At 67.3% G+C, this 13980-nt stretch carries 13 protein-coding genes and 3 tRNA genes; 8 read left to right on the top strand and 8 right to left on the bottom strand.

The annotated features are described in order from the left end of the window. Nucleotides 1-122 precede the first annotated feature (122 nt). A complete protein-coding gene (locus HYG95_RS22380) occupies nucleotides 123-653 on the top strand; it encodes a GtrA family protein (protein WP_067640283.1) in 531 nt (176 codons plus the stop codon). Between the two features lie 110 nt (nucleotides 654-763). Further along, nucleotides 764-2662 (top strand): glycosyltransferase, encoded by a 1899-nt coding sequence (locus tag HYG95_RS22375; protein ID WP_181700751.1) that lies wholly within the window; start codon nucleotides 764-766, stop codon nucleotides 2660-2662. 63 nt (nucleotides 2663-2725) lie between these two features. Here HYG95_RS22375 and rsgA read toward each other — a convergent pair whose 3' ends face one another. The 5 genes from rsgA to HYG95_RS22350 form a co-directional block, all read right to left on the bottom strand. Beyond that, a complete protein-coding gene (rsgA, locus tag HYG95_RS22370) occupies nucleotides 2726-3757 on the bottom strand; it encodes a ribosome small subunit-dependent GTPase A (RefSeq protein ID WP_181700748.1) in 1032 nt (343 codons plus the stop codon). A gap of 369 nt (nucleotides 3758-4126) precedes the next feature. After that, entirely contained in the window at nucleotides 4127-5206 is a 1080-nt protein-coding gene (locus HYG95_RS22365; RefSeq protein WP_225281250.1) for a glycosyltransferase, read from the bottom strand. After that, on the bottom strand, nucleotides 5203-6021 hold the full coding sequence (locus HYG95_RS22360) for an ABC transporter ATP-binding protein (protein ID WP_181700782.1): 819 nt from the start codon (nucleotides 6019-6021) through the stop codon (nucleotides 5203-5205). The genes HYG95_RS22365 and HYG95_RS22360 overlap by 4 nt, the downstream gene beginning before the upstream one ends. 18 nt (nucleotides 6022-6039) lie before the next feature. Then, on the bottom strand, nucleotides 6040-6867 hold the full coding sequence (locus HYG95_RS22355; RefSeq protein WP_181700780.1) for an ABC transporter permease: 828 nt from the start codon (nucleotides 6865-6867) through the stop codon (nucleotides 6040-6042). A gap of 173 nt (nucleotides 6868-7040) precedes the next feature. Then, complete coding sequence (locus HYG95_RS22350; RefSeq protein WP_067640291.1) at nucleotides 7041-7631, bottom strand: bacterial proteasome activator family protein; 591 nt, start codon at nucleotides 7629-7631, stop codon at nucleotides 7041-7043. An 86-nt stretch (nucleotides 7632-7717) separates the two neighbouring features. Between HYG95_RS22350 and HYG95_RS22345 the strand changes: the two genes are divergently transcribed. Continuing rightward, nucleotides 7718-8920, top strand: a complete 1203-nt coding sequence (locus HYG95_RS22345; protein ID WP_067494785.1) for a cysteine desulfurase-like protein — start codon at nucleotides 7718-7720, stop codon at nucleotides 8918-8920. Nucleotides 8921-8950: 30 nt separating this feature from the next. Here the strand turns inward: HYG95_RS22345 and HYG95_RS22340 are convergent, their stop codons facing one another. After that, the gene (locus HYG95_RS22340; RefSeq protein WP_181700746.1) at nucleotides 8951-9934 is read right to left on the bottom strand and encodes an NAD(P)H-quinone oxidoreductase; all 984 of its coding nucleotides are present in this window, start codon (nucleotides 9932-9934) and stop codon (nucleotides 8951-8953) included. A 160-nt stretch (nucleotides 9935-10094) separates the two neighbouring features. On the opposite strand from HYG95_RS22340, the gene HYG95_RS22335 reads away from it, so the two are divergent. Further along, nucleotides 10095-10182 (top strand) — tRNA-Ser (locus HYG95_RS22335). 48 nt (nucleotides 10183-10230) lie between these two features. Further along, nucleotides 10231-10647: a hypothetical protein gene (locus tag HYG95_RS22330; RefSeq protein WP_181700744.1), complete on the top strand. Its 417-nt coding sequence runs from the start codon at nucleotides 10231-10233 to the stop codon at nucleotides 10645-10647. Between the two features lie 54 nt (nucleotides 10648-10701). Here the strand turns inward: HYG95_RS22330 and HYG95_RS22325 are convergent, their stop codons facing one another. Together HYG95_RS22325 and hisC are read right to left on the bottom strand one after the other, a co-directional pair. Beyond that, nucleotides 10702-11490: a DUF2382 domain-containing protein gene (locus tag HYG95_RS22325; RefSeq protein ID WP_181700742.1), complete on the bottom strand. Its 789-nt coding sequence runs from the start codon at nucleotides 11488-11490 to the stop codon at nucleotides 10702-10704. A 249-nt stretch (nucleotides 11491-11739) separates the two neighbouring features. Continuing rightward, a complete protein-coding gene (hisC, locus tag HYG95_RS22320; RefSeq protein ID WP_181700740.1) occupies nucleotides 11740-12807 on the bottom strand; it encodes a histidinol-phosphate transaminase in 1068 nt (355 codons plus the stop codon). A 45-nt stretch (nucleotides 12808-12852) separates the two neighbouring features. Between hisC and HYG95_RS22315 the strand changes: the two genes are divergently transcribed. The 3 genes from HYG95_RS22315 to HYG95_RS22305 all read left to right on the top strand — a co-directional run bounded on the left by HYG95_RS22315 (nucleotide 12853) and on the right by HYG95_RS22305 (nucleotide 13867). Next, a complete protein-coding gene (locus tag HYG95_RS22315; protein ID WP_181700738.1) occupies nucleotides 12853-13581 on the top strand; it encodes a dienelactone hydrolase family protein in 729 nt (242 codons plus the stop codon). A gap of 93 nt (nucleotides 13582-13674) precedes the next feature. Beyond that, nucleotides 13675-13764, top strand: a tRNA-Ser gene (locus HYG95_RS22310). 30 nt (nucleotides 13765-13794) lie between these two features. Further along, a tRNA-Arg gene (locus HYG95_RS22305) sits at nucleotides 13795-13867 on the top strand. Nucleotides 13868-13980: the final 113 nt, after the last annotated feature.

Genomic DNA, 13980 nt, shown 5'->3' with positions numbered 1-13980 from the left:
CAATCCTCAGATGTAGGCATTAAAAGGGTCACCGGGAGGGTACACAGCACAGGTCTTCGGCGCTCATCCGGTTCGCCGAGCGTAACTCGGGGACACGCGGGTCTTCGGTGTACCGTCGGCCCGTGTCCCACCCTGATCTATCCGAGCCCGCCCCCGCTTCGCTGCTGACGAAGGTGACGACGGCGTTGCGGCAGGGGGCGGCGTTCCTCGTCGTCGGCGCGGTCGGTTTCCTCGTCGACGCCGGTACGTACAACCTGCTGGTGTTCTGGGGCGGCGGGTTGTCGCTGTCCGAAGGTGTGCTCTATCACTCCCCGCTCACCGCGAAAGTCGTCGCGATCGTGGTGGCGACGGTGGTCACCTACTTCGGCAACAAGTGGTGGACCTTCGCGCACAAGAAGTCCGGCAGCGCGGGCCGCGAATACCTGTTGTACGCGCTGGTGAATGTCGTGGCGATCGGCCTGCAACTGGGCTGCCTCGGCTTTTCCCGCTATGTGCTCGATCTGTCGTCGCCGCTGTCGGACAACATTTCCGCCACCGTCATCGGCCAGACGCTTGCTGTCATATTCCGTTATTGGGCCTACGACAAATTCGTGTTCACCGGCGCCGAGGCAACCGGTGAGCAACACGCGCGGGGTGCTGTTACCCCTCACTGACGGCGCCCGGCCCGGCGGTGATTGATATCCTCACCCCGCCCGCCGCGCCGCCCTTTCCTTACGTGACTGCTTGCGTCGGCGCAGTCGATACCGAGAATTTCGAGGACTTCATGGAGCAGTCGGCTACTCGAGTCGTGACCGAATCGAACGAACGGCACGAGGCCGCACCCGCGTCACTGCGTGGTGAACACTCGGCACCCGAACGCTTGGTCCTGGCCAGGGGCATTTTCACCGGCCCGTCGGCCCGGGTGAGCGACGAGCTCTACGCCGTCGTCAAGGGCGGTGCCGCCATCCGCGAGCGTCTGTCGCTGCACCTGCCCAAGGGCGCGACCGCGCACACGAATACCTACTTCGGCCGCTTCGCCGCCAGCTACTGGCAGCGCTGGACCACCGTCACCGAGGTGACCGCCACCGCGAACCTGCGGGTGGGGCACAAGGCCAATGTGCGGCTGGTCGCCTCCGATATCGCCGGGCACCGCCGCATCGTCGCCTCGCTGGTGGCGACCAGCAGTGGGTTCGTGAGCCTGTCCGCGCCGCTCGACCAGTACGTCGACGGCGGCGCACTGTGGCTCGAGTTCGACGCGATCGGCGGCGAACTCGACATCACCGAGCTCACCTGGACCGCCAAGGCGCCCGAGGCGGTTCGCCCGGTCGCCATCGCGATCTGCACCTTCAACCGGGCCGAGGACTGCGCCCACACCGTCGCCGCGCTGGCCTCGGACCCCACGGTGCTCGCCGCCATCGACGCTGTCTACGTCGTGGACCAGGGCACCGACCTGGTCGAGAACCGGCCGCTGTTCCAGCAGGTCCGCCCCGATTTCGGCGACAAGCTGCGCTACATCCGCCAGCCGAACCTCGGTGGCGCGGGCGGCTTCACCCGTGGCCTGTACGAGGTGTCGGCGGCCAACGAGCACGCCGACGTCATCCTGATGGACGACGACATCCTCTGCGAGCCCGAGACCGTCCTGCGCCTGCAGGCGTTCGCGAACCTGACGGTCGAGCCGACCCTGGTGGGCGCGCAGATGCTGTTCCTGCTCAACCCCGACTACCTCAACGTCGGTGCCGAGGACGTGCGCCTGGGCGAGCTCAAGCACGGGCAGAAGGTGCCCAAGGCGCTGCGCAACACCTCCATGCTCAAGAAGAACCAGGAGCGCCGCGTCGATGCCGGCTACAACGCCTGGTGGACCTGCCTGATCCCGGCCGAGGTCGTGAAGAAGATCGGCCTTCCGGTCCCGATCTTCTTCCAGTGGGACGACGTCGAATACGGCATCCGGGCCCGCGAGAACGGTTTCGTCACCGTCACCCTGCCCAATGCCGCCGTCTGGCACGCCGACTTCTACTGGAAGGACTACGACGACTGGGCGCGCTACTTCTCCACGCGCAACTCGCTCATCGTCGGCGCCCTGCACACCGATCTCGACGGCAAGGCCATCACCAAGGACTTCTTCCGCTACATCGCCGAACATCTCGTCGGCATGCAGTACGGCCTGGTGCACACCACCCTGCAGGGCATCGAGGACTTCATGAAGGGTCCGAAGGTGTTGCGCGACGGCGGAATCGAGGCGTTGTCCGCGGCCCGCACCTCCCGCAACGACTACCCGGAGACCATCAAGCACCCCGCCGCGACTCCGCCGGTGAACTCCGCCGAAATCCAGGTGCGCCGGGCAAGCGGTGAGCCCAGCCGCATCACCCTCGTGCTCATCAAGCGCGCGATCATGCAGTGGACCGGGCGCACCCAGCACGGGCTGATCGGTGTCACCCGCGAGGACGCGCACTGGTGGCATGTGGGCCTGTTCGACCACGTGGTCGTCACCGACGCCTCCCAGTCGGGCGTCCGGGTGCGCCGCCGTGACAAGGCCCGCGCCCGTGCCCTGCTCATCCGCACCTACCGAACGCTGCGCAAACTTCGCCGCGAACTCCCCAGGCTCCAGGCCGAATACCGCGCGGCGGTCCCCGAACTCACCAGCCGTGAGAACTGGGCCCGCCTCTACGGCATCGACCCCAGCTGACCGGGATCACCACGCCTGGTGGCGGGATCGTCCGCCACCAGGCGTGGTGCTCGGCTCAGCAGGTCAGCGGTAGCCGCGTTCGCGGTACTGCTTGCGGTGTTGCTTGGCGATGGAGCGCCAGGCGCGTTCGCGTTCGGCGGCCAGGCGCTTGTCGGTGCGCGCGGCCATCCACTCGTTCTCCTTCGCCAGCTTGCGGTAGCTGGTGAGGCGACGCTCGGTGATGGTTCCGTCGGCGATGCCCGCCTGGACCGCGCAGCCCGGTTCGGTCTCGTGCGCGCAGTCGGCGAAACGGCAATCAGCGGCGAGGGATTCGATGTCGCTGAAGGTCTTGCCGATACCGTCGGCGGCGTCGTAGAGGCCGATGCCGCGTAGACCCGGTGTGTCGATGAGGGTGCCGCCGCCGGGGAGCGGTCGCAGTTCCCGGTGGACGGTGGTGTGGCGGCCCTTTCCGTCGACAGCGCGAACGGCGTTGGTGGCGAACACTTCCGCGCCGAGCAGGGCGTTGGCCAGGGTCGACTTGCCCGCGCCCGACGGCCCGATCAAGGCGACGGTGCCGTGCAGCACGGCCGTGAGCACATCCAGCCCTGTCTCGGCGGCGGCGCTCACCGCGAGCACCGTCGCCCCCGGCGCGACCGCACGCACCTCGTCGAGCGGAAGATGATCCGCCGCATCGGCTTTGGTGAGCACAACCACGGGTTGGGCATTGCTCTCCCAGGCGAGGGCGAGCATGCGCTCGATCCGTCCCAGGTCCACGTCACCGTCGGCGGCGCTGCAGATCAGCACGGTGTCGACATTGGTGGCGAGCACCTGGGCGACCGAGCGCCCCGACACCGACGAGCGCATGATCGCCGAGCGGCGCGGAAGCAGCAGGCGCACAGTGCCTTCGGCATCGAGACCGACCCAGTCGCCGGTACACAAGCCGGTGATGTCACGCGGACAGGCGGCACGAGACGGGCCGCTCGGGGCGACCACATCGCATTCGCTGCGATCCATCCGGACGATGCGTGCGGGCACGAGATCGCCGAGCAGCGGGAGATATTCGGAGGCTACGGTTTCGGTCCAGCCGTAAGGGACGAGCAGGTCGTAGTCGACCATCGGTAGAAGTCCTTCGTCGGGCGCCGAGCCCGACGTCGGGGCTCAGCGAGTAGAGGTGATGTCCGGAGCAGTCGGGGCGCCATCGCGCACCCGGGGCACGGCAATCCACACGTCTGTACTCACGGACATCCACCTCCTCTCCACGTTGCTCCTACTGTGCCGCATACCCGCGACACCGCACAACCGATTTATGCCGGCAAGCGACCGATCAGCTCCCCGGCGGTATCGACGCAGGTCAGGGAACGACGACCTCGGTCGAGGCGGGCAGGCTCGGCCGGTCGGTACGCACGGTGAGCTGGAACCGGCCCGGACCGGTGGGGCGATCACCTGGAACGGGTAGGTGCCGTTGCCGAGCGTGGGTACCGGGGATTATTTCCGCGGGCCCTGGTCCGGCTTGCCGAAGTGCTCGTTGCGGCCTAGCGAGCGCAACCGGAACCACTCCTTGAGCCCAGCCGGATCGCGACGGGTCACCAGGAAGAACCAGGAGAACCTGATCCACTCCTGCGGCAACAACTTCCGCATACCGGGCTGTGACATCAGGTACCCGCGATTGCGGTAGGTGAAGTAGCGCTTCACCGGATCGTCGGGGTACTGGGTGTGCATGCGCCCGCCGAGGATCGGCTTGAACTCCTCGGCACCGTTGGGGTGCAGGTAGGCGGTCTGCAGGCAGGTGCCGAACGGCAGGCCCGACCGGACCAGGCGCCGATGCACCTCAACCTCGTCGCCACGCACGAACAGGCGCAGGTCGGGCACACCGATCAGGTCGACGGCCTTCGCCGAGATCAGCGCGCCGTTGAACAGCGACGCGATGCCGGGCAGGAAGTCGTCGTCGCCGAGCTCCGACCGCGTGCGCCGCCACACCACCCCGCGGCGCAGCGGGAAGGCGAGCCGGTCGGGTTCGTCGATATCGCACACCACCGGCGACACCTCGACCAGATTGTGCCTGCGCGCGCAATCGATCAGCGTGGCGAGGACTTCCGGACCGTCGGGTCGGCCGTCGTCGTCGGCCAGCCACACCCAGTCCGCGCCCTGGGTGAGCGCGTGCAGCATGCCGAGCGCGAAACCGCCCGCGCCGCCGAGGTTGTGGCGTGAGCCGAGGTAGGTGGCCTCGATGGGCTGTTGGGCGACCAGCTCGGCCACCTCGTCCTCGTTGGCATTGTCGACGACGATCAAATGGTCGATCGGACGTGACTGCGAGGCAAGCACTTTCAGCGATTCGGCGAGCAGCTCGCGGCGCTTGTGGGTGACGACGACCGCGATGATCCGCGCGTTCGGTCCGGTCTCGGTGCTCAGGTCGGCCGGTTCGGCGCCTGCGGGCAGCTCGGGCTCCTCGGTCACGGGCAGCACGGCGGCGGGCTCCACGGGGGCAACCCCCGCCTCGAGCCGATCGGCCATGCTGAACCCACCGGGCACGGCGGCCGGGACAGCGTCCTCACTCTGACCGCTCATGCCTGATTCTGCTCCAATTCTTTGTCGCCCTGCTCGGCTTCCAGCTCGCGAAGCACCTGTGCCACGTGGTTACCCGCCTCGGGCCCTTCATACGCTCGCACAACGTCTTCGATGCCGCCCTGTTCGCGGATGCGACCGTGGTCGATCCACATCGCGGTATCGCACAGCTGGGCGAGGAATTCGTTGGAGTGGCTGGCGAAAACGAGGATGCCGGACCGCGCGACCAGCGACTGGAGCCGGGTGCGCGCCTTCTTCATGAACTCGGCGTCGACGGCGCCGATACCCTCGTCGAGCAGCAGGATCTCGGGGTCGATGGAGGTGACCACACCCATCGCCAGGCGCACGCGCATACCCGTGGAGTAGGTGCGCAACGGCATCGACAGGTACTCGCCGAGCTCGGTGAAGTCGGCGATCTCGTCGATCTTGGCCAGCATCTGCTTGCGGGTCTGCCCGAGGAACAGGCCGCGGATGATGATGTTCTCGTAGCCGGAGATCTCCGGATCCATGCCGACACCCAGGTCGAACACGGGTGCTACCCGGCCGCGGATGCGCGCACTGCCGCGCGAGGGTTCGTAGATGCCCGAGAGCAGGCGAAGCAGCGTCGACTTGCCCGCGCCGTTGTGCCCGACGAGCCCGATCCGGTCGCCTTCCTTGAGCGAGAGGTTGATCTCGCGCAACGCCTCGACCACCACCACGTCGGAACTGTTGCGTCCGATCGCGCCGCCCGCCTTACCGAGAAAGGCCTTCTTCAGCGACCGCGACTTGGCGTCGAAGATCGGGAACTCGACCCACGCGTCATGGGTTTCGATACTCACACGGCTCACGACAGTCTCCTAAACCCAGTACGGGACGCGGGCACGGTACTGCTTGAGCGCCAGGATCGCGACCACCCAGCCGACCACCGTGATCGCGCCGACGATGACCCAGGAATGCCAGTCGGTCGGCTCGCCGAGCAGCGGGCCGCGCACGATCTCGAGGTAGTGGAAGGTCGGGATGATCTCGATCAGCTTGGCCCGGTCGCTCATGCCGCCGACCGAGTTCTCCAGCGCCTTCGTCGACCACATCACCGGGGTCAGCACGAACAGCATCAGCGTCATCGAGCCGAGGATCGGGGCGATATCGCGGTAGCGGGTGGAGAAGATGCCGAACACGATCGACACCCACATGGCATTGAGGAACAGCAGGAGGATCGCCGGAACAACCAGCAACAACGTCCAGTCCAGATCGCGCCAGATGGAGAACGCGAGCAGCAGCACCGCGTAGATCGCCGCGTTGTGGATGAAGAACAGGAACTGGCGCCACACCAGGCGATACACGTGCACGCTCAGCGCCGAGGGCAACTGTTTGATCAGTCCCTCGTTGGCGATGAACACATCCGAACCCTCGAGGATCGACGCGCTGATCACGTTCCAGACGATCAAACCGACGGTCACATACGGCAGATACTCACTGATCGGCTGATTCAACAGCGTCGAATACAACAGGCCCATCGCCAGCGCCTGCAGGCCGGTCGCGATGGTGATCCAGAACGGACCGAGCACCGACCGGCGATAGCGCTGTTTGATGTCCTGCCAACCCAGCGACAACCACAGCTCACGCTGATGGAACCCGTCGCGCATGTCTTTGAACGCGCGCCGGAACGTCTGCGAATCCGACACCATCGGCGTCTTCACCAGCAGCGGGGCGTCGTCGGTCTGCTCGGCGGCGGCCGCAGCGGCCACCTCGGCTTCGGTCGGTGTCTCGTCGGTATGCACGGGGCTCTCTTCGGTACGCGCGTCACCCTGGTCGGAGACCGATTCGGAACGAGCGGCAGCAGCGGGCACGATCCCCGACCTTACAGGTACTGCCCGCCGCCGACATGGCCATGGCCTGCCTTCCCATCGGCCGCGTGCATGCCGGGCGGGAGGGCGCCCTGGCGCATCTGTTCGAGCTGGGCGCGGGCGGCCATCTGCTGGGCGAACAGGGCGGTCTGGATGCCGTGGAACAGGCCTTCGAGCCAGCCGACGAGCTGGGCCTGGGCGATGCGCAGTTCGGCATCCGAGGGCACGGACTCGTCGGTGAAGGGCAGGGTGAGGCGTTCGAGTTCCTCGCGCAGCTCGGGGGCGAGGCCCTGCTCGAGTTCGCGGACCGAGGACTTGTGGATGTCCTTGAGGCGCGAGCGGCTCGCGTCGTCGAGAGGAGCGGCGCGCACCTCCTCGAGCAGCTGTTTGATCATGGTCCCGATCCGCATCACCTTGGCGGGCTGCTCGACCATGTCGGCCAGCGATTCGGCCGACTCGTCGCGGTCGTCGTCGGCCTTCTTGTCCCCGTCGACCACCTGCGCGGTGTACTCGGCCGCGGCGTCGGAGTCGGCGGGCACGGTGACCGGCCGACCGTCGGGACCGATCACGACGATGGATTCGGGGGTGTCCTCCGAGTGCGTCATAGCCCCATCATTGCGCGTGTGTCGGCTTCGCGCTAAAACCCCCACGCGGTTACACCGTGACGCCCGCTGCCCTTAAAGTGGCCACCATGACTTATGACGTCGCGAGGGTTCGGGGCCTGATACCGTCCCTGGGCGACGGCTGGATCCATCTGGACCCGCAGGCGGGGATGCTGGTTCCCGATTCGGTATCGCGTGCCGTCTCAACGGGTTTCCGTACCTCCTCGTTTTCCCACATCGGCCGCCACGGTGCGGCGACCCGCAGCGGCGCGATCCTCGACGCCGCCCGGGAGGCGGTCGCCGACCTCGTCGGCGGAGATCCGGCCGGCGTCGTGCTCGGTCCCGATCGTGCGGTTCTGCTCGCCTGGCTTGCCGAGTCCCTGAGTTCGCGCCTGGGTCTCGGCACGGGCATCGTGCTCTCCCGTCTCGACGACGAGGCCAATGTCGCGCCGTGGCTGCGCATCGCCAACCGCTACGGCGCGCACGTGCGCTGGGCCGAGGTGGAGATCGAGACGTGCGAGATGCCGTCGTGGCAGTTCGAGGAGCTGATCGGGCCCACGGCGCGCCTGGTCGCACTCACCGCCGCGTCGCCGATCGTCGGTTCCGCGCCCGCCGTTCGGGTGGCCGCCGACCGGGTCCACGATGTGGGCGGTCTGCTGGTCGCCGACGCGTTCGGCGCCGCACCGTACGCGCTGATCGACATCGACGAACTCAATGCCGACGTGGTCGCCCTGAGCGCGCCGTCGTGGGGCGGTCCGCAGGTCGGCGCCCTGGTGTTCCGCGACCCCGCCTTCCTCGACCGCATCCCGTCGATGTCGCTCAACCCCTACGCCAAGGGGGCTGAACGCCTCGAGGTCGGCGGGCACCAGTACGCGCTGCTCGCCGGGCTCACCCAGTCGATCGACTTTCTCGCCGGACTCGACGAGCGCGCCACCGGCACCCGCCGCGAACGCCTCGAAATCTCGATCACCTCGCTGCAGGACTACCACGACCAGCTCTTCGACCACCTCATGCAGGTGCTGGAGCAGGTCGAGGGCCTGACCGTGATCGGGCGCGCATCCACCCGCATCCCCACCGTCAGCTTCACGATGGCGGGCATGCAGGCCGAGAAGGTGGCGGCCAAGCTGGCCGACGCCCGCATCGGCACGGTCAGCGGGGTACACGGCGGCAGCCGGTTACTCGACGCCCTCGGTGTCAACGACGAGGGCGGGGCCGTCACCATCGGCCTGGCCCCGTACACCACGCGCTACGAAATCGACCAGCTCGGCCGGGCCCTCAGCTCCCTCGAGTAGTCCGCGCCCGTAGCTGTTCCGCTCCAGTTCTCAGTCGCGTACTCGAAGCACGACCTTGCCGAATGTTTCGGGTGCGTCGAGCAATTCGTGGGCGCGGCCGGCTTCGGTGATGGGCAGTTCCGCCGAGATCACCGGAAAGATCTCGCCCGCCGCCACATCCGGCCACAACTGCGTGCGCACCGCGGCGATCACCTCGGCCTTGCTACCCTCGCCCGCCCGTGGTCGGGCGCGCAGGTTCGTGGCGTGCACCGAACCCCATTTACGCAGCAGCCCACCGATATTCAGCGACCCGGTATTGCCCCCTTGTAGCCCGATCACCACCAACCGGCCGTGCGGGGCGAGCGCCTCCACATTGCGTTCGAGGTAGACGGCGCCCATGTTGTCGAGAATGATGTCGGCGCCACCGGCGTCGGCGAGCTCGGTCACGAAATCCTGGGTGCGGTAGTTGACGAGGATTTCGGCGCCGAGGCCCGCGCATTTGGCCAGCTTCTCGTCCGACCCGGCCGTCACCGCCACCCGCGCGCCCCGCCTGCGCGCCACCTGGATGGCGTGCGTACCGATCCCACCCCCACCCCCGTGGATCAGCACCAGCTGCCCCGAGCGCATCCCCGCGGTCATCACCAGGTTCGACCACACCGTCGCCGCCACCTCGGGCAAGCCCGCGGCGGCAGCCAGGTCCATCTCCTCGGGCACCGGCAACAGCTGGGTGGTCGGCACAGCCGCCAGCTCGGCGTACCCGCCGCCCGCGAGCAGCGCGCACACCCGATCACCGACCTGCCAATCCGTGACCCCCGGGCCGAGCTCGACGATGGTTCCGGAGCACTCGAGACCGGGCACGGAACTGGCGTCCGGCGGCGGAGGATAGAAGCCGCGCCGCTGCATCACATCGGCCCGGTTCACCCCTGCGGCAACAACTTCGACCAACACCTCGCCCGGGCCGGGTTCTGGGTCGACCGTCACGGTCCACTCCATCACCTCGGGCCCACCGAACCCGTCCAGCTCGATAGCACGCATACTCGACCGCCTCTCCGCGTCTTTTGGCCAGACTAAGTGCGTGGTGCTGTGCGTTGGCGTCTTGCGGATGGTCTTGGGCGAGTCAGCCCGTGCCCGGGGAGTTACCCATGTTCGTGCGAGATCTGTTGTCGCGGTCGCGTCCGCTAGTATTTCTGCTCAGGGAGACGTGGCAGAGCGGCCGAATGCACTCGCCTTGAAAGCGAGCATGGGTAACACCATCGGGGGTTCAAATCCCTCCGTCTCCGCCACTGCTGGGCTTTTCGCCCGGTACCGGGTTGTTTCGAGGGGGCGTTCTCATGACCGGTGCTGCATTTCCCGCGGCTCCGCAGTTCCGGGCTGTACCGGGGCAGACCGGGGTCGTCGTCCACACGCGGAAGTTGCCGATCGCGTTCGGGATCGGCGCACGGGTCAGGGTCGACGGTTTCGAGGTTCCGAACATCACGTGGGGCGCCAACTTCGTCCCCGTGCCGCCGGGTACGCACATGCTGACCGTCGAGACGACGCAATGGGGAATGGGTTACGGCAGTAACCACGCCTCCGTGCAGGTCTTCCCCGGTCATACCACCGAGGTGCACTACTCCGCGCCCGCCCAGATCTATATGAAGGGTGCGCTGGGCGCGGAACGTCAGGCCACGCCCGGAGTGGCACTCAGTTACGTGGCGTTGGCGTTCTGTGTGCTCCTGATCGCGGCCTGGATCGCCCTGGCGATCTGACGCCGGACGCGCCTGAGCCCCGGTGCGATACCGGGGCTCAGGCCAGCATTTACGTCACGGCTTGTTCCGACGGCGATCGTCGTCGAAACCTTCGGTTTCCACACGCTCCTTGCGGACGGTGTCGGAGACGGTCTGTTCGTCGGCGACCTCGTCCACCTCGAGACGGACGCGTTCCACCGGGACCGCTTCCTTCTGGACGTGCACCTGGTCGGCGTGCAGCGTCACCTCGCGCTCGTCGTCACCGATATCGGTGCGACCGGTGCGCTCGCCGGTGATGGGCTCACGGACGATATGCGCCTCTTCGTGGGTGGTCGGGACCTTGATGGTCTGCTCCTCGGTCACCACGTACTTACGCAGCCGTGCGGTGCCGACCTCCTCGCTTTCGGTGTCGACGCGCAGCTGCTCCTCCGAACGGATCATCGAATCGTCGGTGGTGCCACGATTCATGGCCGCCGGATTGCCGTGGGTCATCGGCTCGTCGGTCCCGGGGCGAATCTGCTGACGCCCGTAGGTGTTCCAGCCGGCCGAGCGCGGGTCCACGTGGTAGTGACGGAACAGTTCCTGCTCGGACTGGGCGCTGATGCGGCCCCCGTCGTCGAGATGCGGGGCGGACTTCACCTGCTCCTTGTCGACGTGCAGACGCAACGTGTCCTCGTCGGCCTTGTGTTCGGCGCCCGCCAGCGGCACCAGCGAGTCGGCGCTGAACAGGCCGGTCGAGACCGCGGCCCAGGTCGGGGAGCCCGTGTTGTTGTCGATGTAGATCTGCTTGACCTTGCCGATCTTCTCGCCCCGCTCGTCATAGGCGGTGGCGCCGATCAGCGAATCCAATGTTGCCTTGCTCATTTTTCATCCCTCCTACCGGGAGCGGAGGCCGTCGATCCCGATCCGGGTGACGGTCCGCGTGGGTTGTGGGTGACCAGTCGGGACGCAGTGATCGGGTTGACCAGATCAGCTACGTGGCGGCAAATACCCGGGGCCCAGGGGGCCAAACAACCCGAGGTGAGGGCGGGGATATGGAATCGGGCCCGCGAAGGACGCGACGTAATCGGTCAGTCGTCCATTTTGGGCCCGAAACAGCAAGTGGCGCAGGGTCTAGCTGAACCGCGCCGCATTGTCCGGTGCGGTGGCGAAGGCGAGGAAACGCTCGTTCTCGTGCGGGTCACCGATGGTCACACGCACGCCGTCACCGGCGAAGGGGCGAACCAGCACACCCGCAGCAGCGCTCGCCTCGGCGAATTCCAGGCTGCGCGCACCGAGCGGCAGCCAGACGAAATTGGCCTCGCTCGGCGGCACCTCGTACCCGGCGGCCAGCAGCGCCTCGCGCACCTGCGCACGCTGGGTGATGAGCACGTCGGTGCGGTCGAGCAGCTCGCCGTGCGCCTCCAACGACGCGATCGCGGCCGCCTGCGCCACCCGGTTCACGCTGAACGGGATGTGCACCTTCAGCAGCGCGGCGATCACCTCCGGATCGCCTACGGCGTACCCCACGCGCAACCCGGCCAGGCCGTACGCCTTCGAGAACGTCCGGAGCACAACGACATTGGGTCGGGTGCGGCCGATCTCGATACCGTCGGTCTCCGGCAGCCGCAGATACTCGAAATACGCCTCGTCGAGCACCACCAGCACGTGTGGGGGCACCCGATCGAGGAAACGCTCCAGCTCGGCGCGTGGGTGCGCCGTGCCCGTCGGGTTGTTCGGGTTGCAGACGAAGATCAGCTTGGTTCGTTCCGTGATCGCGTCGGCCATCGCGTCCAGGTCGTGGCGATGATCGGCGGTCAGCGGCACCGGCACCGCGGTGGCATTGCCCACCTGGGTGACGATCGGATACGCCTCGAACGAGCGCCACGCGAACACCACCTCGTCGGTGGTGGCATCGCAGGTGATCTGCACGAGCTCCTGACACAGCGCCACGCTGCCGCAGCCCACTGCCACGTCGGCAACGCTCACACCGAGGAATTCGGCCAGCGCCGTCCGCAACTCGGTGACCTGGTTGTCGGGGTACCGGTTGGCCTGCTCGGCCGCCGCCGCGATCGCCTTCGCCGCGCTCGGTAGCGGGCCGAACGTCGTCTCGTTCGAGGCCAGCTTCACCGCGTCCGGGTGGGTGCGGCCGGGAACGTAGGCGGGAATGGTGGCCAGGTCGGGCCGGATACGCGCTGTCACCGCTCCACCCTACCCAAGACCAGTTCTGCCGCCTACGCTGGGAATATGCCGGGCACTTACAACGATGTCGCCCCACTGCGGCCGGTCGAGTCCGCCGGTGAGCCGGGTGGCGCCGAAACCAGCGCGCGCACCTCGGTGCCGATCACGGTCGTCGAGCCGGAACGAACGGCGCGCGGCGGCATCGTCGTCCTGCACGAATCGCGGGAGTTCCCGCCCCAGCTCGTCGAGCTCATGCGCTCGCTGGCGCTGGAAGGCTGGTTCGTCGTCGCCCCGCACCTGTTCGACCGTCTCCCGGACGACAACATCCACGAGGTGTTCGGCGACGAGCTGTTCGTAGACTTCGACGCGGGCTTCGACTGGCTCACCCGCCGCGGGGTCTTCCCCGACACCATCGGCGTACTCGGTTTCGACTCCGCGGGCACGGCCGCCTTCCTCGTGGCCACCAACCGACCCATCGGCGCGGCCGTGAGCGTGGCCGCCGCCGGCATCGTCGACCCGCTCCCCGACCAGCGCACCTCGCTGGTGGAGGTTGCCCCCAGCCTGCAAGCCCCCTGGCTCGGCCTGTTCGGCGCCGACGATCCCGCCACCCCACCCGAGGCCGTCGACCAGCTCCGCGACGCCACCGCTCGCGCGAATGTGGCCAGTCTCACCATCACCTACCCCGGCCTGCGCCACCGCGCCGACCGCCCCGACCCCGACGACGACGCGGCCACCGCCATCCGCATCGATTCCCAGACCCGCATCTTCGACTGGTTCGACAGCAATTTACGCTAGTTGACCTGGCGTTTTGGACTCCTACGACTGCTCGTGTAATCTTCATTCCCGGCGGTTCGACAAGGACCGGTGCCCTCGAAAGAGAAGGCTCCAGGAGGCGTGCCAGAGCGGCCGAATGGGACTCACTGCTAATGAGTTGTCCCTTCACGGGGACCGGAGGTTCAAATCCTCTCGCCTCCGCCACACCGGTTCGCCGGTACAACTGAAGACCATGCGCCCGTAGCTCAACGGATAGAGCACTTGACTACGGATCAAGAGGTTAGGGGTTCGAATCCCTTCGGGCGCACAACAATCCGCCTCCTATCGGTATCCCCGGTAGGAGGCGGATTTTTTTTGTATGTGGTTACTTCCAGGCGGGGAGTGGGGGGAGGGGGCCGGTGAGGTCGGTGCCGGGCTGTC

Origin of the sequence: Nocardia sp. GTS18 (assembly GCF_013839555.1) — a bacterium.
Lineage (GTDB): Bacteria > Actinomycetota > Actinomycetes > Mycobacteriales > Mycobacteriaceae > Nocardia > Nocardia rosealba.
Note: the sequence above shows the minus strand (reverse complement) of the source record. Positions and strands in the feature narration are given on the sequence as shown.

Coding starts and splice junctions, on each gene's coding strand:
- HYG95_RS22345 (WP_067494785.1), top strand. CDS start 7,718: ATGACTTATGACGTCGCGAGGGTTCGGGGCCTGATACCGTCCCTGGGC.
- HYG95_RS22315 (WP_181700738.1), top strand. CDS start 12,853: ATGCCGGGCACTTACAACGATGTCGCCCCACTGCGGCCGGTCGAGTCC.
- HYG95_RS22365 (WP_225281250.1), bottom strand. CDS start 5,206: ATGAGCGGTCAGAGTGAGGACGCTGTCCCGGCCGCCGTGCCCGGTGGG.
- rsgA (WP_181700748.1), bottom strand. CDS start 3,757: ATGGTCGACTACGACCTGCTCGTCCCTTACGGCTGGACCGAAACCGTA.
- HYG95_RS22375 (WP_181700751.1), top strand. CDS start 764: ATGGAGCAGTCGGCTACTCGAGTCGTGACCGAATCGAACGAACGGCAC.
- HYG95_RS22325 (WP_181700742.1), bottom strand. CDS start 11,490: ATGAGCAAGGCAACATTGGATTCGCTGATCGGCGCCACCGCCTATGAC.
- HYG95_RS22350 (WP_067640291.1), bottom strand. CDS start 7,631: ATGACGCACTCGGAGGACACCCCCGAATCCATCGTCGTGATCGGTCCC.
- HYG95_RS22355 (WP_181700780.1), bottom strand. CDS start 6,867: ATGGTGTCGGATTCGCAGACGTTCCGGCGCGCGTTCAAAGACATGCGC.
- HYG95_RS22340 (WP_181700746.1), bottom strand. CDS start 9,934: ATGCGTGCTATCGAGCTGGACGGGTTCGGTGGGCCCGAGGTGATGGAG.
- HYG95_RS22330 (WP_181700744.1), top strand. CDS start 10,231: ATGACCGGTGCTGCATTTCCCGCGGCTCCGCAGTTCCGGGCTGTACCG.